The 21,558-nt window shown below is 38.4% G+C and carries 24 protein-coding genes; 20 read left to right on the forward strand and 4 right to left on the reverse strand.

Annotation, left to right across the window (positions count from 1 at the left end):
* Nucleotides 1–125 precede the first annotated feature (125 nt).
* The 12 genes from putP (at nt 126) to DS745_RS06765 (ending at nt 10,316) form a co-directional block, all read left to right on the forward strand.
* Entirely contained in the window at nt 126–1,604 is a 1,479-nt protein-coding gene (putP, locus tag DS745_RS06710; protein ID WP_129077502.1) for a sodium/proline symporter PutP, read from the forward strand.
* An 85-nt stretch (nt 1,605–1,689) separates the two neighbouring features.
* A complete protein-coding gene (locus tag DS745_RS06715; protein WP_129077503.1) occupies nt 1,690–2,400 on the forward strand; it encodes a nucleotidyltransferase domain-containing protein in 711 nt (236 codons plus the stop codon).
* Nucleotides 2,401–3,146: 746 nt separating this feature from the next.
* On the forward strand, nt 3,147–3,818 hold the full coding sequence (locus tag DS745_RS06720; protein WP_129077504.1) for a PspA/IM30 family protein: 672 nt from the start codon (nt 3,147–3,149) through the stop codon (nt 3,816–3,818).
* Between the two features lie 9 nt (nt 3,819–3,827).
* A complete protein-coding gene (locus tag DS745_RS06725; RefSeq protein WP_129077505.1) occupies nt 3,828–4,361 on the forward strand; it encodes an NfeD family protein in 534 nt (177 codons plus the stop codon).
* Between the two features lie 12 nt (nt 4,362–4,373).
* On the forward strand, nt 4,374–5,912 hold the full coding sequence (locus DS745_RS06730; protein WP_129077506.1) for a flotillin family protein: 1,539 nt from the start codon (nt 4,374–4,376) through the stop codon (nt 5,910–5,912).
* 70 nt (nt 5,913–5,982) lie between these two features.
* Nucleotides 5,983–6,489 carry a hypothetical protein gene (locus DS745_RS06735; RefSeq protein WP_129077507.1) on the forward strand — a complete coding sequence of 169 codons (507 nt, stop codon included), beginning with the start codon at nt 5,983–5,985 and terminating at the stop codon, nt 6,487–6,489.
* Nucleotides 6,490–6,637: 148 nt separating this feature from the next.
* Nucleotides 6,638–7,183: a CBO0543 family protein gene (locus DS745_RS06740; protein WP_129077508.1), complete on the forward strand. Its 546-nt coding sequence runs from the start codon at nt 6,638–6,640 to the stop codon at nt 7,181–7,183.
* A gap of 114 nt (nt 7,184–7,297) precedes the next feature.
* Nucleotides 7,298–7,774, forward strand: a complete 477-nt coding sequence (locus DS745_RS06745) for an RDD family protein (protein ID WP_129077509.1) — start codon at nt 7,298–7,300, stop codon at nt 7,772–7,774.
* 14 nt (nt 7,775–7,788) lie between these two features.
* A complete protein-coding gene (locus DS745_RS06750; RefSeq protein ID WP_129077510.1) occupies nt 7,789–8,235 on the forward strand; it encodes a hypothetical protein in 447 nt (148 codons plus the stop codon).
* A 195-nt stretch (nt 8,236–8,430) separates the two neighbouring features.
* The gene (locus tag DS745_RS06755; RefSeq protein WP_129077511.1) at nt 8,431–8,829 is read left to right on the forward strand and encodes a DoxX family protein; all 399 of its coding nucleotides are present in this window, start codon (nt 8,431–8,433) and stop codon (nt 8,827–8,829) included.
* A gap of 163 nt (nt 8,830–8,992) precedes the next feature.
* Nucleotides 8,993–9,931 (forward strand): ring-cleaving dioxygenase, encoded by a 939-nt coding sequence (locus DS745_RS06760; RefSeq protein ID WP_129077512.1) that lies wholly within the window; start codon nt 8,993–8,995, stop codon nt 9,929–9,931.
* Nucleotides 9,932–10,097: 166 nt separating this feature from the next.
* Nucleotides 10,098–10,316, forward strand: a complete 219-nt coding sequence (locus tag DS745_RS06765; RefSeq protein ID WP_129077513.1) for a hypothetical protein — start codon at nt 10,098–10,100, stop codon at nt 10,314–10,316.
* A gap of 81 nt (nt 10,317–10,397) precedes the next feature.
* Here DS745_RS06765 and DS745_RS06770 read toward each other — a convergent pair whose 3' ends face one another.
* Genes DS745_RS06770 through DS745_RS06780 form a run of 3 tightly spaced genes read right to left on the reverse strand, consistent with a single transcriptional unit; the run spans nt 10,398 to nt 12,368 of the window.
* Nucleotides 10,398–11,441 carry a hypothetical protein gene (locus DS745_RS06770; RefSeq protein ID WP_129077514.1) on the reverse strand — a complete coding sequence of 348 codons (1,044 nt, stop codon included), beginning with the start codon at nt 11,439–11,441 and terminating at the stop codon, nt 10,398–10,400.
* Nucleotides 11,442–11,473: 32 nt separating this feature from the next.
* On the reverse strand, nt 11,474–11,935 hold the full coding sequence (locus DS745_RS06775; RefSeq protein WP_129077515.1) for a hypothetical protein: 462 nt from the start codon (nt 11,933–11,935) through the stop codon (nt 11,474–11,476).
* Between the two features lie 16 nt (nt 11,936–11,951).
* On the reverse strand, nt 11,952–12,368 hold the full coding sequence (locus tag DS745_RS06780; protein WP_241657739.1) for a hypothetical protein: 417 nt from the start codon (nt 12,366–12,368) through the stop codon (nt 11,952–11,954).
* Between the two features lie 135 nt (nt 12,369–12,503).
* On the opposite strand from DS745_RS06780, the gene DS745_RS06785 reads away from it, so the two are divergent.
* The 5 genes from DS745_RS06785 to DS745_RS06805 all read left to right on the forward strand — a co-directional run bounded on the left by DS745_RS06785 (nt 12,504) and on the right by DS745_RS06805 (nt 18,547).
* Nucleotides 12,504–13,265 (forward strand): hypothetical protein, encoded by a 762-nt coding sequence (locus DS745_RS06785; RefSeq protein WP_129077517.1) that lies wholly within the window; start codon nt 12,504–12,506, stop codon nt 13,263–13,265.
* A 73-nt stretch (nt 13,266–13,338) separates the two neighbouring features.
* Nucleotides 13,339–13,638 (forward strand): hypothetical protein, encoded by a 300-nt coding sequence (locus DS745_RS06790; RefSeq protein ID WP_241657740.1) that lies wholly within the window; start codon nt 13,339–13,341, stop codon nt 13,636–13,638.
* 15 nt (nt 13,639–13,653) lie between these two features.
* Nucleotides 13,654–13,935 (forward strand): hypothetical protein, encoded by a 282-nt coding sequence (locus tag DS745_RS06795; RefSeq protein ID WP_129077518.1) that lies wholly within the window; start codon nt 13,654–13,656, stop codon nt 13,933–13,935.
* A 21-nt stretch (nt 13,936–13,956) separates the two neighbouring features.
* Complete coding sequence (locus tag DS745_RS06800; protein WP_129077519.1) at nt 13,957–17,610, forward strand: multicopper oxidase domain-containing protein; 3,654 nt, start codon at nt 13,957–13,959, stop codon at nt 17,608–17,610.
* 37 nt (nt 17,611–17,647) lie between these two features.
* Nucleotides 17,648–18,547, forward strand: a complete 900-nt coding sequence (locus DS745_RS06805) for a hypothetical protein (protein WP_129077520.1) — start codon at nt 17,648–17,650, stop codon at nt 18,545–18,547.
* Nucleotides 18,548–18,948: 401 nt separating this feature from the next.
* Here DS745_RS06805 and DS745_RS06810 read toward each other — a convergent pair whose 3' ends face one another.
* On the reverse strand, nt 18,949–19,509 hold the full coding sequence (locus tag DS745_RS06810; RefSeq protein ID WP_129077521.1) for a hypothetical protein: 561 nt from the start codon (nt 19,507–19,509) through the stop codon (nt 18,949–18,951).
* Between the two features lie 300 nt (nt 19,510–19,809).
* Here DS745_RS06810 and DS745_RS06815 point away from each other — a divergent pair, with 300 nt between their 5' ends.
* From DS745_RS06815 to DS745_RS06825, 3 genes are all read left to right on the forward strand, one after another.
* Nucleotides 19,810–20,343, forward strand: a complete 534-nt coding sequence (locus tag DS745_RS06815; RefSeq protein WP_161568194.1) for an SCO family protein — start codon at nt 19,810–19,812, stop codon at nt 20,341–20,343.
* Nucleotides 20,344–20,373: 30 nt separating this feature from the next.
* Nucleotides 20,374–20,823, forward strand: a complete 450-nt coding sequence (locus DS745_RS06820) for a FixH family protein (protein WP_129077523.1) — start codon at nt 20,374–20,376, stop codon at nt 20,821–20,823.
* A 112-nt stretch (nt 20,824–20,935) separates the two neighbouring features.
* The gene (locus DS745_RS06825; RefSeq protein ID WP_241657741.1) at nt 20,936–21,550 is read left to right on the forward strand and encodes a flavin reductase family protein; all 615 of its coding nucleotides are present in this window, start codon (nt 20,936–20,938) and stop codon (nt 21,548–21,550) included.
* Nucleotides 21,551–21,558 lie beyond the last annotated feature (8 nt).

Here is a 21,558-nt window from a genome sequence, read left to right on the forward strand (position 1 = left end):
GGAATAGGAGGTGGAAATATGGAGCACGCATTATCAGCAGCAACCTGGTTTTGGTTATTTATTCCGATGCCATTACTAATCGTGCTATCTGTCATCACATATTTTACTGAAGGGAGAGAATAACATTGGAAACAGCAACGTTAGTTACGTTTATAGTTTACTTAGTTGGGATGCTGGCAATCGGTCTTTTTGCTTATCGAATGACTAGCAATTTATCAGATTATGTTCTAGGAGGAAGGAGGTTAGGTGGGGGAGTCGCCGCGTTGAGTGCGGGTGCCTCTGACATGAGTAGTTGGTTATTGCTAGGTTTACCTGGGTACGCATATATTGCTGGTATGGAAGCGATTTGGATTTCCGTAGGTTTAGCTGTTGGGGCATACTTAAATTGGCAGTTTATCGCTACTCGCTTACGAAAGTACACTGAGATTGCAGGAGACTCTATTACAGTACCTGATTTCTTAGAAAACCGTTTTCGAGATGACTCAAAAATTCTTCGGGTAATTTCTGCATTTGTCATCTTAATCTTCTTCGCCTTTTATACATCTTCAGGTCTTGTCGGAGGAGCTTATTTATTTGAAGCTTCATTCGGATTAACTTATACTCAGGCATTATGGATAGGTGCTATTGTAATTATTTCATATACGTTCTTAGGTGGATTTTTAGCAGTCAGCTGGACAGATTTCTTCCAAGGGATCTTAATGTTCTTGGCTCTAATCATTGTTCCGATAGTTGCTATTGCTGAAATGGGTGGCTGGAGTGCAACGGTTTCAGCGGTAGGGAATGTGGACCCAGCTCATCTAGATGTATTTGCTGGTGTAACAGCGATGGGGATTATTTCTTTAGCTGCTTGGGGCTTAGGTTATTTTGGTCAACCTCATATCATCACGCGTTTTATGGCTGTGAAATCGTCTAAAGAAATTCCTAAAGCTAGATTAGTAGGGATGAGTTGGATGGTATTAGCATTGATGGGAGCAATCTTTACTGGATTTGTTGGGATTGCTTACTTCTCAGCAAATGGTCCAGCAGATGCGATTGCTGATGGCGCCCATGAAACAGTATTTATCCTATTTACCCAAATCTTATTTAATCCTTGGGTATCTGGTTTCTTACTGGCAGCTATTTTAGCAGCAATTATGAGCACAATTGACTCACAATTATTAGTATCTTCAAGTGCGATTACTGAGGACTTCTATAAAGCTATTTTTAGAAAAAATGCTAGTCAAACTGAACTGGTTTGGGTCGGTAGAGCAGGGGTTGTCTTAATTGCAATTATTGCGATTATCCTCGCTTACAATCCGGAAAGTTCAGTACTAGATCTAGTATCATATGCGTGGGCAGGCTTTGGAGCAGCGTTTGGGCCTGTCATTATTCTAGCATTGTTCTGGAGACGCATGACTCGAAATGGTGCATTAGCTGGAATGATCGTTGGTGCAGTAACAGTCTTTGTCTGGAGTGAGCTATCAGGTGGTTTATTCGACCTATATGAAATTGTTCCAGGATTTATCTTTGGCTGGATTGCCATTATGGTCGTTAGCTTAATTGGTAAAGAACCATCGCAAGAAATCTTAGATGAATTTGATAGTGTAAAAACTAGTAAAATATAATTATTTGTGGAAAAAACACACCTTTAGATGGTGTGTTTTTTCCATTTTTGTTAGAATAAGAGAAATGGTGTCGAAGGAGGAAGAAATGGAGCAATTGCCAATTCATGCAGCAAAAAAATTCGTTAGCAAGTTTCACCCTAACTGCGATGCAGCCTTGCTAGCAGGTAGTGTTGTAAGTGGCCAAGCAACCGCAACTTCCGACTTGGATATTGTCATATTTGACCGCAATCAGTCTCATTCCTATAGAGAGTCTTTGGTAGAGTTTGGCTGGCCGATAGAGGTATTTGTACATAATCTAGATTCTTATAAACCATTTTTCGTTAGTGATTGTGAAAGGGCGCGACCGACGTTACCGAGGATGGTGTCAGAAGGAGTAATTCTTAAGGACAATGGGATTGTTGTTGACATAAAGAACGAGGCAAATGAGTTGCTGGCAAAAGGACCAGAGAAGTGGTCGGGTGAAATCATTCGATTAAAAAGGTACTTTATCACTGACGCTTTGGATGATTTGCTTGGCGCAACTGACCGATCGGAGGAATTACAGATTGCCAACACTTTAACAGAACTTGTTAGTGAATTTGTATTAAGAACTAACGGGCACTGGATCGGTTCCTCTAAATGGGTCATGCGGACGTTGAAGCAGTTTGATGAACAGTTCGCTCAACAGTATTTTGAGTCATTTGATCTGTTTTATCGGACGGGGGATAAGGCAGACGTTGCTGACCTAGTCGAAGATGTTCTACGTCCTTATGGAGGAAGATTGTTTGAGGGGTTTTCGATAGGGAAGAATAGTTGAGGTTGTATTGTAGGTTTTAGTGTAGGTTAGATCGACGTTGCTGCGCGTGTTTACCAGTAACTAGGAGAATTGTGTAAGTGGCGGAGATCTTGCTGCTGGTATTTTCCAGTGATTAGGAGAATTGTGTAAGCGGCGGAGATCTTGCTGCTGGTATATTCCAGTAACTAGGAGAACCTTGTAAGCGAGAATGATCTTGCTGCGTTTATTTACCAGTAACTAGGAGAAAGTTGTAAGCGGTAATGCTCTAGCTGCGTGTGTTTACCAGTAACTAGGAGAAAGTTGTAAGTGAGAATGATCTTGCTACTTGTATCTTCCAGTAACTAGGAGAATGTTGTAAGCAAGAATGATCTTGCTACTTGTATCTTCCAGTAACTAGGAGAAAGTTGTAAGTGAGAATGATCTTGCTGCTCGCATCTTCCAGTAACTAGGAGAATATTGCAAACTAGAATGATCTTGTTGCTTGTATCTTCCAGTAACTAGGAGAATCTTGTAAGCAAGAATGATCTTGCCGCTCTTATTTTCCAGTAACTAGGAGAGTATCGTAAGTAAGAATGATGTAGGCGCATGCAATTCTTGGCTATCACATAAAAAATTTAGCTCAAAGTTAGCAACAAAACATATCCACCTATATCTCAAACATTTTTCTTTAAAATAATGAAACCTAACTTTGTAAAAAACCGTAAATACTACTATAAAAAGTTATAATTTCATTTAAGTTGAAATTTACTAAATAAGGAGGGGTTTTTATGTTTGAATTTTTTAAACGAATTAAGACGGTAGTTAGTTCTGAGCTTAACAGTGCGCTTGACAAAGCGGAGGATCCAGAAAAAATGTTAGATCAGTATGTAAGAGACATGAGTGCTGAAATCAGGGAGGTGGAAGCAGCGACGGCAAAAATGATTGCCGAAGAAAAGTTGTTTAATAAAAAGGTCAATGAAGCACGAGACATGGTTGAGAAGCGTGAACAACAAGCATTACAAGCGTTACAAAGCGGTAATGAAGATTTAGCAAGACGTGCGTTAGAAGATAAGCAACGATTAGCAAATGAATATGTACAGTTAGAACAACTTCACCGCAGTACGGCACTTCAAGCAGAAGACTTAAAAGAAAAGCTGAAGCAAATGAAATCAGAATTCCGTGAGATGGAGTTAAAACGAGATACATTGAAGGCGAAAGCTGGTGCAGCGAAAGCAAAAGCACAGATGAACCGTTCGTTATCGTCGATGAATAACGGAGGATCTAAGCAAGGCTTTGAGCGTATGGAAAAGAAGGTTATGCAATTCGAAGCTGAAGCTGAGGCAAGTGAAGACTTACGAGTGGCAAACCAAAGCTTAGATAAGGAGCTAGATGCCCTTCATAAAGAGAGCAGCGTTGACCTTGAGCTTGCCCGGTTAAAAGAAAAACTTAACAGTGAATGAGGGTAATCAATGGAGCTTTTTGGCTTTACCTTAGAAACAATTTATATGTATGCGCTAATTATTGGTGCGAGCTTAACATTACTTTATATCTTGTTCGGCGATTTATTAGAAGGGATCTTCGAGTCATTATCTGAAGGTCCCGTAAATCCAACTGTCGTTTTGGCGTTTATAACAATTTTTAGTGCGATGGCTTATTTGATGGAGAGGTTAACTTCCGTTCATAGTTTTATAGTCTTTTTGGCTTCTCTTGTCACTGCACTCATTTTAGTGACGTTGTTAAATGTTTTCATTTTAATACCACTTTCTCAAGCGGAGGCGACGATGGCCTATTCTGATGAAGATCTAAAAGGTCGGATTGGTAAGGTGATTACCTCGATACCTGTCGATGGTTTTGGGGAAGTAATGATCCAAGGACACGGTGGTAACATCGCCAAGTCTGCGGTGAGCTTCGAAAATGATGCGATTCCTTATGATACAGATGTATTAGTAATTGAAGTGAAAAACGGGGTATTACATGTGGTGCCTCATGAAAAATTCGATTAATTGGAGGTTATTATGGATTTAATTTATATTGTTGTAGGTATTGTAGCATTTTTAATTTTAGCTCTTATTGGTGTATTTGTAACAAAGTATCGTACAGTTGGTCCAGATGAGGCTTTAATTGTAACAGGTAGTTATTTAGGCGGAAAAAATGTTAACATTGACGAATCTGGCAATAAAATAAAAATTGTTCGTGGTGGTGGTACATTTGTTTTTCCAGTATTCCATCAATCAGCATCTTTAAGTCTATTATCTAGTAAAATTGATGTTTCTACTCCTGAGGTTTACACAGAACAAGGTGTACCTGTTATGGCTGACGGAACAGCGATCATAAAGATTGGTGGCTCAATTGGTGAAATAGCCACAGCTGCCGAGCAGTTTCTTGGGAAAACAAAAGCAGATCGTGAAAATGAAGCAAAAGAAGTATTAGAAGGTCATTTACGTTCAATCTTAGGTTCGTTAACGGTTGAAGAAATTTATAAAAATCGGGAGAAGTTCTCGCAAGAAGTTCAACGAGTTGCATCACAAGACTTAGCGAAAATGGGTCTTGTCATTGTTTCATTTACAATTAAAGATGTTCGTGACAAAAATGGTTACTTAGAATCACTTGGAAAGGCACGGATTTCTCAAGTGAAGCGTGATGCTGACATCGCCACGGCGGAAGCAGATAAAGAAACGAGAATTAAGCGTGCTGAAGCTGACAAAGAAGCAAAACGTGCTGAATTAGAAAGGGCAACGGAAATTGCAGAAGCTGAAAAGGTAAATAAATTAAAAGTTGCTGAGTTCCGTAGAGAACAAGATGTAGCAAAGGCACGAGCTGACCAAGCGTACCATTTAGAAGAAGCTCGTTCGAAACAAGAAGTTATGGAACAACAAATGCAAATTCAAATTATTGAGCGTCAAAAGCAAATCGAATTAGAAGAAAAAGAGATTCTTAGACGTGAAAAACAATACGATTCAGAAGTTAAGAAAAAGGCAGATGCGGATCGTTATTCAGTCGAGCAAGCGGCTGAAGCAGATAAAACAAAACAATTTACTGAAGCAGATGCTCACAAATACCGTATTGAAGCCATGGCTAAAGCCGAAGCTGAAAAAATTCGACTTGACGGTATTGCGAAAGCCGAAGCTGAACGTGCAAAAGGTCAATCAGAAGCAGAAGTTATCCGCTTAAAAGGTCTTGCTGAAGCGGAAGCGAAAGAGAAGATTGCAGAAGCATTCGAGAAGTACGGCCAAGCGGCTATGCTTGATATGATCTTAGAAATGCTTCCTTCATATGCAAGAGAGGTTGCTAGTCCACTAGCTAATATAGATAAGATCACAGTTGTTGACACAGGTTCAAGCGGCGAAAATGGCGGTGCGAACAAAGTCACTGGATATGCAACAAACTTAATGTCAACATTACAGGAGTCATTAAAAGCTTCATCTGGCATTGATGTTAAAGAGTTGATTGAGAACTTCTCTGGTAAAGGCAATGTGAGAGCAAGCATTGACCAGTTATCAAACGAATTAGCAGCATCAAAAGCTCCAGTGGAGCAACCGAAAACAGAAGAATAAGATGTAAAAGCCGGCCTTTAGAGGCTGGCTTTTCTTCATCTAGTAAAACTAATAGCTAGAGGTGATCAAAATGACGATCAGAACAATAGTAATGATCTTAATAGCGTCCGTTATCATTGTAGGTTGCGGGAAAAGCGATGAACATCAATATAATGGAGTTACTGTGAAGGTAGATCCACATGCTGTAAGTTATGACTTTCCACCCGCTGTTCCGGGCTATGCTCATGCTGGTGATATAAAAATTGAAATGGTTCGTGGTGGTTATGAGTGGGAAGCGAACAATCAAACAATCATGTCGGACGCAGCATCCCCAAACCAAATTGCTGAGTGGTTTGAAGCGTTGGAGTTAGCTCCGAATTCGAAAGTAGAAATTGAACTAGAAGGTCAGCCTTCTCTAGAGGTATTTTTATGGGAATCAGACTACAGAGAGGTAGAAGTTCCGGTAAAAGAAAGTGAAATTCAACTACCCGATACAAAAGGCAGATACATCTACGAAGTAGTTGCCAATTGGTCTAGCTTTGGCAAGGAAAAAGCCAAAGGGCGCGTTTCTTATACATTTGTTGTGGAGATACAGTAATAAGTGAAGGCCTGCCAAGCGGGTCTTCTTTCTTTTTTCTAAATGAATAGCAACTTCCTAAAAATGGAATATTAAAAATGTGACATTTAGGTTAGTTTGTGTTTATATTACATATTCTTTAAGGACGAGCTCGCTGGAGGTTTGATGAGTGAATAATAAAGAAAAAATTGAAGAACTGTACAAGCAAGTAAGTATACAAACCTATGAAAAATTGGACATCTGGAAGGATACTATTTTATTTACGTGGCAATGGTGGATTGGGGTTGGTTTGTCTATCATCCCTTGGATATTATGGATTATCTTTAGGAGAAAAGAAAGCACGTTACGTCTTTTAACAGTTGGTTTTTTTGTTATGTTTCTTTCTACGTTTTTGGATTCGATCGGTGTCCAGTTAGGATTATGGTATTATACACATGCACCGCTTCCGTTAATTCCAGCATTTTTTCCGTGGGATACAACCTTAATGCCTATTGTCATCATGGGGTTGATCCAGTTTAAACCGAAGCTAAGCCCTTATATCAAAGGCTTGATATTTGCAGGGTTAACTTCATATGTGGGAGAACCCCTGTTTATTTGGCTCGAACTATATAAGCCAATCGCTTGGAAACATATCTATTCGTTCCCAATTTATTTTTTGATATATTTGATTTCGAATAAAATATACATCGGAAACTCTTATCATAAAAGCACTTAACCTTTAGACGAAAGTAAGTGTCTTTCTTTTTTTCTGAATATTCAGCAATGACTTGAAACTTATTACGCTTTTGTTCGTATATATAGTGAGAACACGTTTAAGGAGGGCTAATTGATGGAAGAAAAATGGGTAAATAAATTCCTCGATGAAAAGTATCAAGCTAGTTTTTTTTCGCGGTTGTTGGCGATTTTTTACGATCTCATCACATTGGCAGTGGTTCTAATTATATCTGGAATTCTAATGACTTGGTGGATGTTTCACCAATCGAATGCCCCTGACACTAGTAATCTCTTTTATATTCGGGAATATATTTGGGAGCATGAATTTCATTTGTTTGTGATTAATTGGATTGTCTTAGGAATCGTGGCAATCGTTGTTCAATATATAATCCCCATGTTTTCAAAGCAAACGGTAGGGATGAAGATGGTAGGCTTATATTTACGGGATGAAAATGCCAACGAGATAAGTAAAAGTCAGTATGCAAAAAGAGAAATGCTGAAAGTGTTTTTATTTCCGACAATCTTCTTTTCTTTTAAAAAAGGAAAACGGCCTTTGTATGACCAATATTCTAAAACATTCTTGTTATATTAAGGGGAGAGGTGAAAATGTTAGAAAAGATTATCTCCTACACAATTGCTTTTTTTTTCACTGTAGGAGTTTACTGGAAGTTTGTCCTACCAATCGAAATGTCGGAGTTAATTCAAAACCAAACATTGCTTCAGTTGATTATCTTTATAACTCTAGCAATCTTTCCTCTTCTGATGGCTTGGACGGTTAATACGAGAGGAGTAAAGTCTTTACTAATTTCTTTACCATTTTATCTGAGTGGCTTACTTCTATTGTACCGTGGCTTTTACCTGAGCGATCAATATTCAATACTTGATACATTGTTCGCAAAAATAGTGAGTACCCATTCAGAAGGGGATTGGGTAGCGGCAACATTCTTGGGCCTCGAAAGTTTTCTGTTTTATATTATTGTCGCTGAGCTAGGGGTGATCATCTCTCTCATTGTCTTTAAACAAGAGAAAAAGGTCGTTGCGAAGGGACTTTAATTCATTCGTAATGAGTATAGCAAGGTAAAGGATTAAGGCTCATCTGAAGCCTATTTTTTTTGTAGTTAGAAAAAATGTTTGACATGGTTGAGATAAGGGGTTAATATTATCTTAAATTCAAGATAATTTAATTCAAGATATTTTTTGAGTATATACCTTGAAATCAAGATAAAAACAACTTTAGGAGGAATTAGAATGGAAGATTTAGGTTTATTAATTATTCGTGTAGTAGTCGGTGCTTTATTTATTGGTCATGGAGCACAGAAGCTTTTTGGTTGGTTCGGTGGTTATGGGTTAAAAGGAACGGGCGATTGGCTTGTTTCGATAGGATTAAAACCAGGAGTTACAATGGCATTATTTGCAGGGTTAGGAGAATTTGTTGGAGGTATCTTATTTATATTAGGGCTTTTAACTCCTTTAGCAGCAGTGTTACTTGCAGGAACAATGCTAGTGGCAATTGTGAAGGTTCACGGAGCAAACGGTTTATGGGTGACTCAGAATGGATATGAATATAATCTAACGTTAATCGCAGTTGCTATTGGTATTGCCTTAATCGGACCTGGTCAATATGCGCTTGATGCACTTTTATGGTAATATATCTTGATTTCGAGATATAATGAGTAATAGATGATAAAACTTAAGTAATACTAATCAAACGATTAATTAGTCTTCAATGTGTGTAAAACAAGAGTAAGAAGAAGCTAGCAACGCAGGATCATTTCTTTCCTGCGCTTGCCTATTGATGAAAGGAGATAACATGACTAAAAAAACACTAGGTATCCACCATATAACAGCAATCGTCGGTCACCCACAGGAAAATGTAGATTTTTATGCTGGAATTTTAGGTCTTCGCTTAGTTAAGAAAACAGTCAACTTTGATGATCCTGGCACGTACCATCTATACTTTGGAAACGAAGGAGGTAGTCCAGGAACAATCATTACCTTCTTTCCGTGGGCAGGTGCTTATAAAGGAAGAATTGGCGACGGCCAGGTTGGTGTTACTTCTTACGTGGTGCCAACAGGTGCATTAAACTTCTGGAGAGTACGCCTTGAAAAATTTAAGATTGATTACAAGGAGACTATTCGCTTTGGCGAAACATACCTAGAGTTTGAAGATCCTCATGGTTTACGTTTAGAAATCGTTGAAAGAGAAGCTGGTGAAAAAAATCACTGGGAGTTTGGTGAAGTGACATCTGATGTAGCGATTAAAGGCTTTGGTGGAGCAACGTTATTTTCCAACCATCCCGAACAGACAGCTATCATGCTCGAGAAAATCATGGGGCTTGAGAAAGTTTGTAAAGAAGGGGAGTACTTGCGTTTTCAATCCACTGACGATATCGGAAATATCATTGACTTGAAAATGAAGCCAACCGGTAAGGGGCAAATGGGTGTTGGCACTGTTCATCATATAGCATGGAGAGCGAAGGATGATGCAGATCAATTGGATTGGAAGCAACACGTAGAAAGCTTCCGTTTTGGGGTTACTCCAGTTCAGGATCGAAATTACTTTAATGCGATATATTTTAGAGAGCCTGGAGAAATCTTATTTGAAATTGCGACGGATCCCCCAGGCTTTGCACATGACGAATCGTTTGAGACTATGGGCGAGAATTTAAAGTTACCAGCTCAATATGAAGTTCATCGCGAACAGCTCGAGCAACATCTACTACCACTTGAGGTAAGAAAATTAGATTAAAGGACTGATCTTGAAGTGAATATGGAATGCACCGAATCTATTTGAAATTTTAGGATGTTTAAATCAAATTAAAAGTAAATGTATAAAACCCCCAAGCCAAAATTATATTACCAAATATAGTATAGTAACCTTTGAAAAAAGGTAATAAAGTTAAAGGGGAGATACGATGAGTACTAATAACGGTGGAGTACTTGATATTTTAAGAAAGCTTGCGCCAGGTGCACCAGTTGCTGAGATTTACCTAAGAGGAAAAAAAGTACCTCTTGTTAATTATGTTACGATGACCGGGGATTTAGTATTTTTTAACGGACCGAATTGTGAAGTTTGTGTATTTGAAGTAGCAGATATTAACGGTGTTTGCTTTTTACCAGTAGAAGCTGATTAATTTTTTTACACAAAAAGAGGGGATAGACTTATCCTCTCTTTTCATTGTTTCTATTCGTCCCTTTTAAAAACTGTATCACCATCAAGCTTTAGGTGAAAACTCAATGCCGTTAATTTTTTCACAATCAAACGTTTTAATTTTATTATTTAAGGCAAATTGAGCTACTTGTTGATCCGGATCTACCGAAATAAATCGACTAACCTCAACGGAATTTCCTTCTATATACAAACTATGAACAGGGAAATTAGGGGGGAGGTTAAATAATATTTCTAAGATCGACTCATTTGGTTGGCACGAGTGATTATTAATAGTTTCCTTAGGATTCGTTTCCATAGGAAGGCACGAGTGATTATTAATAGTTTCCTTAGGATTCGATTCCATAGGAAGGCACGAGTGATTATTAATAGTTTCCTTAGGATTCGTTTCCATAGGAAGGCACGAGTGATTATTAATAGTTTCCTTAGGATTCGATTTCATAGGAAGGCACGAGTGATTATTAATAGTTTCCTTAAGTTTCGATTCCATAGGAAGGCACGAGTGATTATTTATAGCTTCCTTAGGCTGGCTCGTGTCATTATTTATAGTATCCTTAGGAATCGGTGAGGAAAAGGAATTATAGCTTTGTTCCAAATGCAATTTTTGTTCATCGGTTTGTTTTTGTAATCTGGTCATCCTGTCATCCAATTGACTATGTTTATTGTTAATTTCCTTTTTTCCTTTCTTTACCACGTGGAACCAAGAGTGTATATCGGTGAAGGTCGATTGCTGCCCACTTATTTTTTTCGCTAACTGTTTCGTAAGGTTATCTAAAGTGTCCATTTGCTTTTCTAAATTCTTGTAATCTAACAATTTCGTTTCAAGATGCGACAATTTTTCCAATGTTATTTTATTGGAGGTCACAAGTGTTTCGTAAGATGTTGTAAGATGATGAAGCTTCACTTGAAGCTCTTCGTAATTTTGCTCTACTGCTACGCTTTTTTTCAATAGATAGTGGAGAACCTTTTCTTGTTGCAATAATCGTTGCATTAATTTAGCGTGAGTACAGTTCATATAGAAATATTCTTGATTGCCATTCTCATCTATTTTTTTACTTTTCCAACAACCTCCTTGTGTATATTCACTCACAATGATCCCTCCTTTCTTGTCTTGATGTTGTTCTACACTCTCAGTGAAAAATGGAGTAACCGAATGGTCAATAGGAACAATATAAAGCTACCAATTCCAAAATACATAACGGTCGTTTGTTGCAAACTCTCAGTAAAAGGTAGACCACAAATCGAAGGGTCATAGGCAACGGCACCAATCATTGTTCCCATAATTCCACTAACCCCACCGTTGTAAACACCAGCGACAATCGTTTGTGTGTTTACCAAAGAACCGAACAGTAAGCCTATGAAAATGCCAAGTAGAATATTAATGCTCCCGACAAGATGGATGTTAGGGTGCAATAAAAAAAGCAGGATCGAAATCGAAAGACTAACCGCTGTACTCGCTGTGAGAGCAACGTTGAATCCGAAGCGATCACTAAATAAATTTTTGTGCCGATATAACTGTCTATAAGAATAGAAACTTATGACACCACTAATGAGTAATAGAGTTACTAAAAGAAAATTAATCATGTCGGACTCCATTTCTTTAAGCGTTTTTCGAAGAAATCATGACCAAAATGAAGGAGCCGATAATAAAAACTTGAAAAAAACTAATGAATATCAAACTATTTGATGCAGCTGCCCCTACCATCGGTGCCATAATTCCCATCATTAAGCCATTGATGTACCCTGTTAGTAATGTTTGATAATCAAACACCCCCCCAAATAAACTGCCGATCGCCATCCCAATGAGAATAGAAATAAACGTTATTTCCATATAGTGCAACGGAAACTCGTTAATTAAAATAACACCTGAAGAGATTGCCATTCCTCCACCAGCGACCATTGCGATATTCATACCTAGATGAAAGCCAATTAGCTTACGTCTTTTCAATAAGTAAAGGTAGGAAATGGTGGCAAACAAAAAATTAAAATAAAAATAGACGGACAATAAAATTCCCACAAACATCACCTCATATGACTAAACCTTATCAAGATAGTTTTATGCATATGTAAGAAATATGCTACTGTCTATTCCTATCCTCTCGTTTATACATATAATATCTAGATTTTGTAAGTAGTAGGAAGGAGGTAATTCATGCGAACAGGCTTACGTCTCGATGATTATAGGAAGTTGCTGTTAGAGAAAAGAAAGAACGAGCCGAAGAAGATCAATGCACTTCATGAAAAAGGAGAGCGGTTTAGTTCGCCTCTTGGAGCAACGTCTACAGAAGAAATCAGGATTTTTAATGAATATATGGAACAAGTCAATTTTAGAAAAATTACCGAAGCTGCACCGGAAAGGAAGAGGCCTTTACTACTGAAGAAATTTTTTAAAATGAAACGAAATCAACAAGTAGAAATCTATTCTAAGCTAGGAGAGAAAACTCGATATAGTTTGGGAAAAGTGACAGCCGTTGGACGAGATTTTGTCATGTTAACGAACTTAAAGGATCGAATTTGGGTTCCTTATGAACAAATTGAGTCTGCCAATGTTCCAACAGGCATCCCGAACTATGACAATAGCCATCAATATTTTATTTATGATAATGATTTACGTCATAAATTATTAACTAATTTTGGAGAGACAGTAGCGAAAAGAGATGTGTATATTCAGCAATTTTTTGAGGAAACGTTGTACACGAATTTAAGAATGTGGAGTGGAACTTGGGTAAAAGTTGAGACTCCAAGTGAAACATTCTTTGGAAAAATTGACGGCACAAACGATCAAAGGTTGATGCTTTCTATGTTTAGACGAAAGCATGACATGACTATGAATGACGTATTATATGTATCTACTTTACGGTATACTACGTTACTCTCATTGTTAGGAAAGAGACTCGTAAATCTATTTCAATAAATTGGCAGTTACACTTGATGATTATAAAATATAAGACTAGCTAAATAAAAACTTAAAGCATAGGAGGACTACGATGAGTGCTGAAAGAGATATAATGGATCCTTTGTATAGACAACTAATGGACTTGAAAGGGAATTCGATATTAGTCGTTACTGAATCTGCCCAATTAAATTTATTAGGGCAAACATTCCGCCCGATATTTTGTGGGCCGATCATTGAAGTTGAGAGAGGTCATATTACGATTTTTCCTGTAACGATAAAAATTTTTAATGCGCCATACTATAAATTTCCTACTCCGCTATCGATTCCGCTGGAGAAAATCGCCCATTTCACCCCAGACTTTGATTGTAATACAAGAATTCCATTAGTTTAAGGAGGTCCATGTCAAATGGAAAAAAAACCTATTTATATTAATGCTATACATGACGATGCGCTAATAGATCATTTCATTAAAGGAATAGGACAGCGAGTTTTTATTCTTACGCCTTCCTTTCCATTTATGTTTATCGGTAAGATTTTAAACGTCATGGACGATATCGTCGAGCTGGAAGTAGAAACTACCCATTTTTCGCAATTAGAAGATCGTATATGGATGATTCACATTCATACGATTGAAGTATTTTATATAGAACGAGAAGACGGACCATTAATTCCCGAGTTAGGCGATTAAAAGTATGAGAGGAGGCTATATATGTTACGACAATATCATATTGTTGCTATTCCTATAAGAATTGTTGTTAATAATTTCGGTGAACACAATCCGAACGGTCGTATTTATGTGTTGAAGGAAAATGAGCAAGAAGTGAAAGAACAAGTTCGCAAAAATCCTTTTACACCAGTAGAGTTAGTTCAGCCATTAACGATACGGGCGAACCAAGGAGATGAAGTGGAAATATTGTTTGAAAACCAATTACCTTTTGCGACAGGCATTCATTTCCAAGAAGCAGACTATGACGTATTAACATCGGACGGTGCTCACGTCGGGTATAATCCCGATACTACAATTTCTTGTGGAGAGGTAATTCGTTATAAAATTTATGCGAATAATGAAGGAAGTTATTTTTTCACAGATTTAGGGAACGTTTCTAGTACTGAAAAAGGATCGAGCACTCAAGGATTGTTCGGAGCCTTGCTTGTTCAAAAAAGAGGCTCTTGGTGGACGGATCCTGTCACTGGTGAAGAGTTAAATAGCGGAGTGTATGCGGATATCCACCATCCTTTTCAACCGTCTTTTCGTGAATATGCTTGGTTCTTTAGTGATGAAATGGAAGTAAAAGATTTAACAGGAAACAGTCCGCTTAATCCAATGACAGGTCAAGAATCAGAGTCGTTCCACGGAGTCAACCTACGCTACGAACCGCTTCATAATCGGTTAAAACTGATTGAAGAAGGCGTCGTGGCCCCAGAGGCAGAAGGAGAAGAAGTTCACCATGATTCGTGGACCTTTGGTGACCCAGCAACGCCAATATTAAGAGGCTATGTAGGTGATCCAGCAGTTATAAGGGTCATTCATGGCGGTATAAAAGAGACGCACGTTTTTCATTATCATACGCATCAATGGTTTAGAGATCCGAAAAGTACGCTTGCAGATGTTATAGATTCACAATCGATTAGTCCACAAAGTCATTACGATGTTAGTCCTTTATATGGATTAGGGAGCTTAAATGGGGCAATTGGTGATACCATTGTTCACTGTCATTTGTATCCTCATTTTGAAGTAGGGATGTGGGGAATGAACAGAATATTCGACACCCTTCAAGACGGGAGTCAGTGCTATCCAAATGGCGTTCCAATTGCACCTTTACAACCTTTACCAGACCGTCCGTGTCCTCCTCGACCGACAAAAGAAAAACCTGGTTTTCCAAATTTCATACCTGGAAAAGTAGGGTGTAAAGCCCCACGACCACCATTAGGTATTGTCGGTGGCAGAGAGATGACCGAGTTAGAAAGAAATGCAGCGGTACCCAATGCAAGACCAGGCTCCGTTTTTGTTGACTCTTGTTTAGGAAACCCAGTAGTCGTGGAGTATAATATCTCAGTCATTGAATTACCGATTGTCTACAATAAACAAGGGTGGCATGATCCGAAAGGGCGGTTTTACGTACTTGATGAAGATATAGAAGATTTTTTGGCTGGTAGAAAAGAGCCAGAACCGCTGACATTACATGTACCAGCTGGTTCTTGTATTCGAGTTAATTTTACAAATCGACTGCCTCATATTTTAGACGGAGACGCCTTTCAACTTGTGACGCGAACGTACGAAGTGGGTTTGCATATTCATTATGTTAAATTCGATGTCTTAGTTTCTGATGGAGCAAATGTAGGGTGGAATTACGATAGCTCTGTCTTGCCAGGAGAAACAATTCGGTATGAATGGTACGCTGATTCTGAATTGAAAGCTTTCTTTTTCCACGATCATTTATTTCCAACAAGTCAAGAAAACCATGGAGTGTTTGGGGCAGGGGTCATCCAGCCTAGATTTTCGAAGTTTTTCAATTCTTGTACAGGGGATGAGATCGATTATGGAACGCAAGTAACCGTCCGCCATCCGATCATTCCAGATTATCGGGATCAAACATTGTTTGTACAAGATTTTGTTCTTTTGTTTGATAAAGATCAATGCCCGATACAAGCTCCGGAATACCCTGGATCATTGGATGATCCCGGCGTGTTTGGAGTCAATTTTAAAAATGAGCCTTTACAATTTCGTTTAGGGAAAGACTGTGATCCTGCATATTCATTTAGTTCTTACGTGAACGGTGATCCCGTTACACCGATTTTAAAGGCCTACGAAGGCGATCCTATTCGTATTCGATTATTACAAGGGTCTCATGAAGAGTCGCACAGTTTTAATCTTCACGGGTTGAAGTGGAAAGATGAACGTGCGGACTTAGACTCAGCTTTAAAGTCGCAGCAGCATATAGGTATTTCCGAATCGTTTACATTTGAAATGGAAGTACCTTTATCAGGAGACTATTTATGGGCATTTGAGACAGAAGAAGATGTTTGGAATGGAACGTGGGGACTTATTCGAGCGTATGACCAACTCGTCGAGGATTTGATCGTTCTTACAGATCGTCCGTGTCCGCCACCACGAACAGAGCCCCTTCCCGAAGTGACAGGAAAACCGCCTCAGTTGGCGAATCCACAAGCTACGCTGCCACCAGAGGCCGCTGTCGATGCGCCAATCCGAAGATATAGTGTCGTCGCCTTTCAAACGCCTATTATATACAATTCTTACGGTGACCATGATCCGTACGGCATTATATTTGCCCTTGAAGAAGATGTTGATGATATTCTTTCAGGTAAAAAAAATCCAGAACCACTCGTGTTACGAGGGAACTCAGGCGATTTAGTGGAAGTGACGTTAAGAAGTGAGTTGAAGTTGGAATTATTCCCATTTCAAGATGGAATTCACCCTTATCCACCTGTGAAAGAGCAAGCTTTTTATCCACCATCGCTTCGAATTTCATTGCATCCGAGTTTATTAGACTATGATGTGAGAACATCGAGTGGAGATACGGTCGGATTTAATCCAGATCAAACGGTAGGACCTGGTGAAGTCATCACGTATAGATGGTACGTCAACGGTCATCACGGAACATGTGCTTTATGGGATATGGCAGATTTACGAAATCACCGGTCTTTTGGAACGTTTGGTGCTTTTATTTCAGAACCACGTTTTACAACGTATTTAGATACAGAAACCCACCTCCCTGTTAAAGCGGGGGCCAATGTGATTTTAAGAAATCCGTTTCTTCCTGATACACGGGAATTTACGTTAATTATGCATGATGGGGTTCGGTTAGAAGATAAAGATGGAAGATTAATATTAGATCCAATTGACGGCATCCTTTTAGGAGATGAATCAGAAATCGAAGTAGAAGTTGACACGTATGACAATGGTTCTAGAGGATTCAATTATCGTTCCGAAAGATTAATCAATCGTTATCGAGAGCATCCCGTTTTAAGTGATCTATTTAGCTCCCGTGTATTTGGGGACCCGGCAACACCATTATTTGAAGCGTATCCAGGCGACCCAGTAGTCGTTCGTCTAACGAATCCATCTGAACGGAGAAGAGCACACACTTTTCATATGCACGGACATTATTGGAAATCAGATGCAAAAGAAATTGACTCTCGCGTTCGGTCATTTGTTGGGTTTTTAATTGCAGGTGCAACAGACGACTTACCGTTAATAGGGGGAGCAGGGGGGATCTTCAACTTTCCAGGAGATTATATGTACCGATCGGGTAATATCCGCTGGGATATTGAACAAGGGATGTGGGGGATTTTTAGAGTTCACCAAGAGTTACAACCACATTTAAAAAAATTACAAAACTAAGAAGATGCTCTTATTAGTAAGAAAGGATGTGAAAACGATGAATTCAAAGGAGCATACGGAAACATTTTGTTGTCCGGATGTTGTACCTCCAGGAACACCTGATGATTTTTGCATACCTGAATGTGACTGTCCAGAACGTATTTTAACACCATTGTATCCATCACCAACATCATGTCTTTCAGAAGAAGAAACATTGGAACTTGACGAGAAGATTGAAACTGCCAATCGTTTATTACTCGACTTAGCGTTATCAGGGGAACAAAGTGAAGAGAGTAGAAGAAGCGCCTTCGACCGATTAGTGGGGCATTTCGTAAAAATCGAATTAAACGAAGCTATTGAAGATAAAGAGTGTAAAGTACGAGACGGTAAAAAACACGTAAAGAAAAGAAGAATAAAAGTCAAAAAGAAAAGTGAAACAGAAGGGATATATCATCAAGGAAAAGTTGGGCGAAGAAGAAGACAACAAGTGAAAGAGAAACAACTTCAGCATAAAAAGATCGGCAAGTCTATGGCAGGAAACAAACATGTAGAGGGGCGAGTTAATTTAGTTGGATTCGATTTTGTCACGTTATTGCAGGATCACCGAGAGTTTATAATTCCCTTTGGAAACATTTGTAAAATAAGTTCAACCCATCATCCGATGGAAATGCCGCATGAACGAGAATTAGAAAGCATTGACCCGTGTCTACGGAGAGAGTTAACGTTCAATTTTGGAAGGACCGTTAGTGCTTCGCCAGAGCTAATCCAAATTTTCTATCGGCTAAGATTGAATATTTATTTGCTCATGTTAGTTGGGAAAAAAATGAAGATCGCCTATGACGACCGTTATGCGAGTGGAACGTTACACGATGTCACGAACGACGATGTATCATTTTGTCTGGACGATAAGCGAGTAAAAGAAATTCCATTGCGTTCCATTAGACTTGTTGTCCTCTAAAAAAAATGAGCGGCGTTGATCCAATTTGTCTTACTTGTGAACGACAAATTACGGAAAAACAGAGATAATCACAGTATATATTTCACATGTTAAAAGGCACGAAAGACTTAGTCTTCGTGCCTTTTAATTTGCTCGTTCTAATATATAATATCTAATTAAACCATACTACCTCCTATACGACCAGGTTAAAGTGGTTAAATAGAGAACCCTTCGCCACTTTATCTCATTTTTGAAGTGTTCGTAAGTATTTTTATAATACTTATTGATATGACAAAAAAACACATGTGATTTGTTATATTAAATCACATGTGTTTGAATAGATTGTATACACCTTAGAAGTTAACCCGTTAAATCGGACTGAGGTCCCTTTTTCATGTGGTTAATATTTCTACCATGAAAATTTATTTACAGCAGTCACACTTACTCTTTTTGTGTTCAAATGATTTAATAGATTCAAAAGGATAGATTCGAACAAATTTGTCTTTTTCTTTCTTATCTTTTTTCTTGCAAGGGTCTCTACGGTCTTTTTTGTCATCTTTTAACTCGACTTCTACATAATCAGATCCGACGAAACATAGTTTTCCCTCAACTATTTCGCAGTCTTCTCCACAACTAATGTCCATTTTAATTTCACAACCAATGAGTTGTCGTAATTTATAACTCATCCCACCATATAATCCACCTAAACGAAGGCGAAAACGGTCATCACATAAAAAACGGTCATCATAATAAAAGCTTCTATCAGAAATGACTGGGGTTCTACAATCCGTGTAACAGTTAGAACACCCACAAGAGTGATGTCTATGGTGTAGATGACAAGAATGATGTGAATGGTGTAGATGATGAGGGTGATAGCTGTGGCGATCCCGTCGATAATGTCTTTGGTGATCACTATAGCAGCTACAACGTGAATGTTTAAACTCATGTCCTCGGTTGCAAGTACAGTGATGATACATACTCATTTTATAATCCTCCTTCAAAATATTTGAGTTAACGAACAATGATTTGTTCTAACTCTTGTATTATCGTATGCTCGTTCGATTGAAATGAATGGAGGAACAACTATTATTAGATAAATAGGTTTTTTACGGAAGATTAGTCAAATTTTTATCTTTTTATAAAGTGGTCTTTAACCCGTGTCCGTGTATGGAGATTGAACATAGAATATTAAAGTTCAAGTCTTATAGATAGAGGTGAGACCCATAAAAAGAGCAGTTCTATACGGTTTTATGTTGCTGTCCATCCTTTTTGCGGTTTATTTTGTGTATCATTTTCAGAAAAAGGATACACTGCCTGTTTTAGATCAAGTAGAGCCTTTTATATTAGAAGACCGTTATGGTAATCTGTACACTTCTAATAATGAGAAGGTTAAATTATTAGCGTTTTTTTACACGCGTTGCCCAGACATTTGTCCGATGACGATGATGGATTTTAGAGAATTACAAGCAAAACTGAAATTACAAGGGGTATTCGGTAAAGATGTCGAGCTAATAGCGATTACGCTAGACCCCGAGCATGATGATTTACAAGCAATCACTATTTACGCCGAAGCTTTTGAAGCAGATCCTGAGGGATGGAAATTTCTAAGAGGAACTTTATCTGAGACGGAGAAAGTCGCTAATGCCTATCATATGAAATTTAAAAAAGTAAGTGGTGATTTTATTGCTCATAATACGACGATGTTTCTGATCGATAAGGATAATCGAATACGTGGTCTTTATGATATGGCCAATGCAAAGAAACGGATTGATCAAGACGGAATTATGGATGCGCTAATAACATTAGTGAATGAATAAATGGAGATTGTTTAGAAAGGAACTAAAGCGATGAAAATATTCTTAACCTTATTCTTTCTCACTTTTGCAACTTTTTTTGTTACCGCTTGTTCAGGTGAATTGAACAAGAAAATAGCTCTTTCTGAGTTAGTAGACGTAGAGATAATTATAGGAGAAGACGTGAAACTGGACGAAGAAACGGTTTTAAATGTGAAGGTAACTCAAGGAGATGAGGCGGTTTTAGATGCAGATCAGGTTGAATTTGAAATATGGAAAACGGACCGGCCGGAAGATAGGGTATTTTTGGAAGCAATTCATGTTAAAGACGGGATCTATAGTGTGACAGTGCTATTTAAAGAGGAAGGCGTGTACATCGTTCAGCCACACGTAACCGCTCGAGGCTCACACGTTATGCCTAAGAAAGAGGTTATCGTTGGAAATGTATTTGAACAAGGGAATCATTATAACGACGACAGCAAAAGTGAAAAACATGACCATTAAGAGGTAGCGCCATTCAGTAGGAAGAAGTGTCCCTCATTCTCTTAAAGAGGTTTATGGAAGAATGATATCGAATATACTGCTTAACAAAAACAAATTGGAAATGAGGGACTATATGGAGCAAGCATTTTCAACGAACATGATTGACCCTTCGCAAAATACTAGTCAGGAAAATTATAAGCTCTTAATTGGTAGCATTATCCCGAGACCAATCGCTTTTGTCACGACACAGTCGCAAAGTGGGGTAATAAATGGAGCGCCCTTTAGTTACTTTAACATCGTCTCGTCGAACCCACCGCTTATCTCGATATCAATTCAGCGAGGAGGAGATAGGCAAAAGGATACAGCAAGGAATATCCTTGCAAAAAAAGAATTTGTCGTTCATATTGTTGATGAAGACAATGTTGAAAAGGTAAATATGACTGCAGCAAGTCTTCCACCAGATGAAAGTGAAATTGAACTTTCAGGGTTAACCCCAATTTCTAGTACGAAGATTTCCGTCCCTGGAGTGAAAGAAGCAAAAATTCGTATGGAATGTGTGTTAGAGCAGTCATTAGAGCTAGGTGGTAACTGTGACTTTATTATAGGTAGAGTCGTTCAGTTTTATTTTAGTGATGAAATATATCAAGATGGGAAAATAAATCCTCACAGCCTGCGAGCAGTTAGTCGCCTCGCAGGTAATGATTACGCAAAAATAGGTGAAATTTTCACTCTTGAGAGACCTAAATAGAAAAGGAG

This window comes from Anaerobacillus alkaliphilus, from assembly GCF_004116265.1.
GTDB classification, from domain to species: domain Bacteria; phylum Bacillota; class Bacilli; order Bacillales; family Anaerobacillaceae; genus Anaerobacillus; species Anaerobacillus alkaliphilus.

What these genes read in the sequence shown, in the direction of transcription:
- DS745_RS06715 (WP_129077503.1), top strand. Translation starts at nt 1,690, where the DNA reads ATGGAGCAATTGCCAATTCATGCAGCAAAAAAATTCGTTAGCAAGTTT.
- DS745_RS06720 (WP_129077504.1), top strand. Translation starts at nt 3,147, where the DNA reads ATGTTTGAATTTTTTAAACGAATTAAGACGGTAGTTAGTTCTGAGCTT.
- DS745_RS06725 (WP_129077505.1), top strand. Translation starts at nt 3,828, where the DNA reads ATGGAGCTTTTTGGCTTTACCTTAGAAACAATTTATATGTATGCGCTA.
- DS745_RS06730 (WP_129077506.1), top strand. Translation starts at nt 4,374, where the DNA reads ATGGATTTAATTTATATTGTTGTAGGTATTGTAGCATTTTTAATTTTA.
- DS745_RS06735 (WP_129077507.1), top strand. Translation starts at nt 5,983, where the DNA reads ATGACGATCAGAACAATAGTAATGATCTTAATAGCGTCCGTTATCATT.
- DS745_RS06745 (WP_129077509.1), top strand. Translation starts at nt 7,298, where the DNA reads ATGGAAGAAAAATGGGTAAATAAATTCCTCGATGAAAAGTATCAAGCT.
- DS745_RS06750 (WP_129077510.1), top strand. Translation starts at nt 7,789, where the DNA reads ATGTTAGAAAAGATTATCTCCTACACAATTGCTTTTTTTTTCACTGTA.
- DS745_RS06755 (WP_129077511.1), top strand. Translation starts at nt 8,431, where the DNA reads ATGGAAGATTTAGGTTTATTAATTATTCGTGTAGTAGTCGGTGCTTTA.
- DS745_RS06760 (WP_129077512.1), top strand. Translation starts at nt 8,993, where the DNA reads ATGACTAAAAAAACACTAGGTATCCACCATATAACAGCAATCGTCGGT.
- DS745_RS06765 (WP_129077513.1), top strand. Translation starts at nt 10,098, where the DNA reads ATGAGTACTAATAACGGTGGAGTACTTGATATTTTAAGAAAGCTTGCG.
- DS745_RS06775 (WP_129077515.1), bottom strand. Translation starts at nt 11,935, where the DNA reads ATGATTAATTTTCTTTTAGTAACTCTATTACTCATTAGTGGTGTCATA.
- DS745_RS06785 (WP_129077517.1), top strand. Translation starts at nt 12,504, where the DNA reads ATGCGAACAGGCTTACGTCTCGATGATTATAGGAAGTTGCTGTTAGAG.
- DS745_RS06790 (WP_241657740.1), top strand. Translation starts at nt 13,339, where the DNA reads ATGAGTGCTGAAAGAGATATAATGGATCCTTTGTATAGACAACTAATG.
- DS745_RS06795 (WP_129077518.1), top strand. Translation starts at nt 13,654, where the DNA reads ATGGAAAAAAAACCTATTTATATTAATGCTATACATGACGATGCGCTA.
- DS745_RS06800 (WP_129077519.1), top strand. Translation starts at nt 13,957, where the DNA reads ATGTTACGACAATATCATATTGTTGCTATTCCTATAAGAATTGTTGTT.
- DS745_RS06805 (WP_129077520.1), top strand. Translation starts at nt 17,648, where the DNA reads ATGAATTCAAAGGAGCATACGGAAACATTTTGTTGTCCGGATGTTGTA.
- DS745_RS06810 (WP_129077521.1), bottom strand. Translation starts at nt 19,509, where the DNA reads ATGAGTATGTATCATCACTGTACTTGCAACCGAGGACATGAGTTTAAA.
- DS745_RS06820 (WP_129077523.1), top strand. Translation starts at nt 20,374, where the DNA reads ATGAAAATATTCTTAACCTTATTCTTTCTCACTTTTGCAACTTTTTTT.
- DS745_RS06825 (WP_241657741.1), top strand. Translation starts at nt 20,936, where the DNA reads ATGGAGCAAGCATTTTCAACGAACATGATTGACCCTTCGCAAAATACT.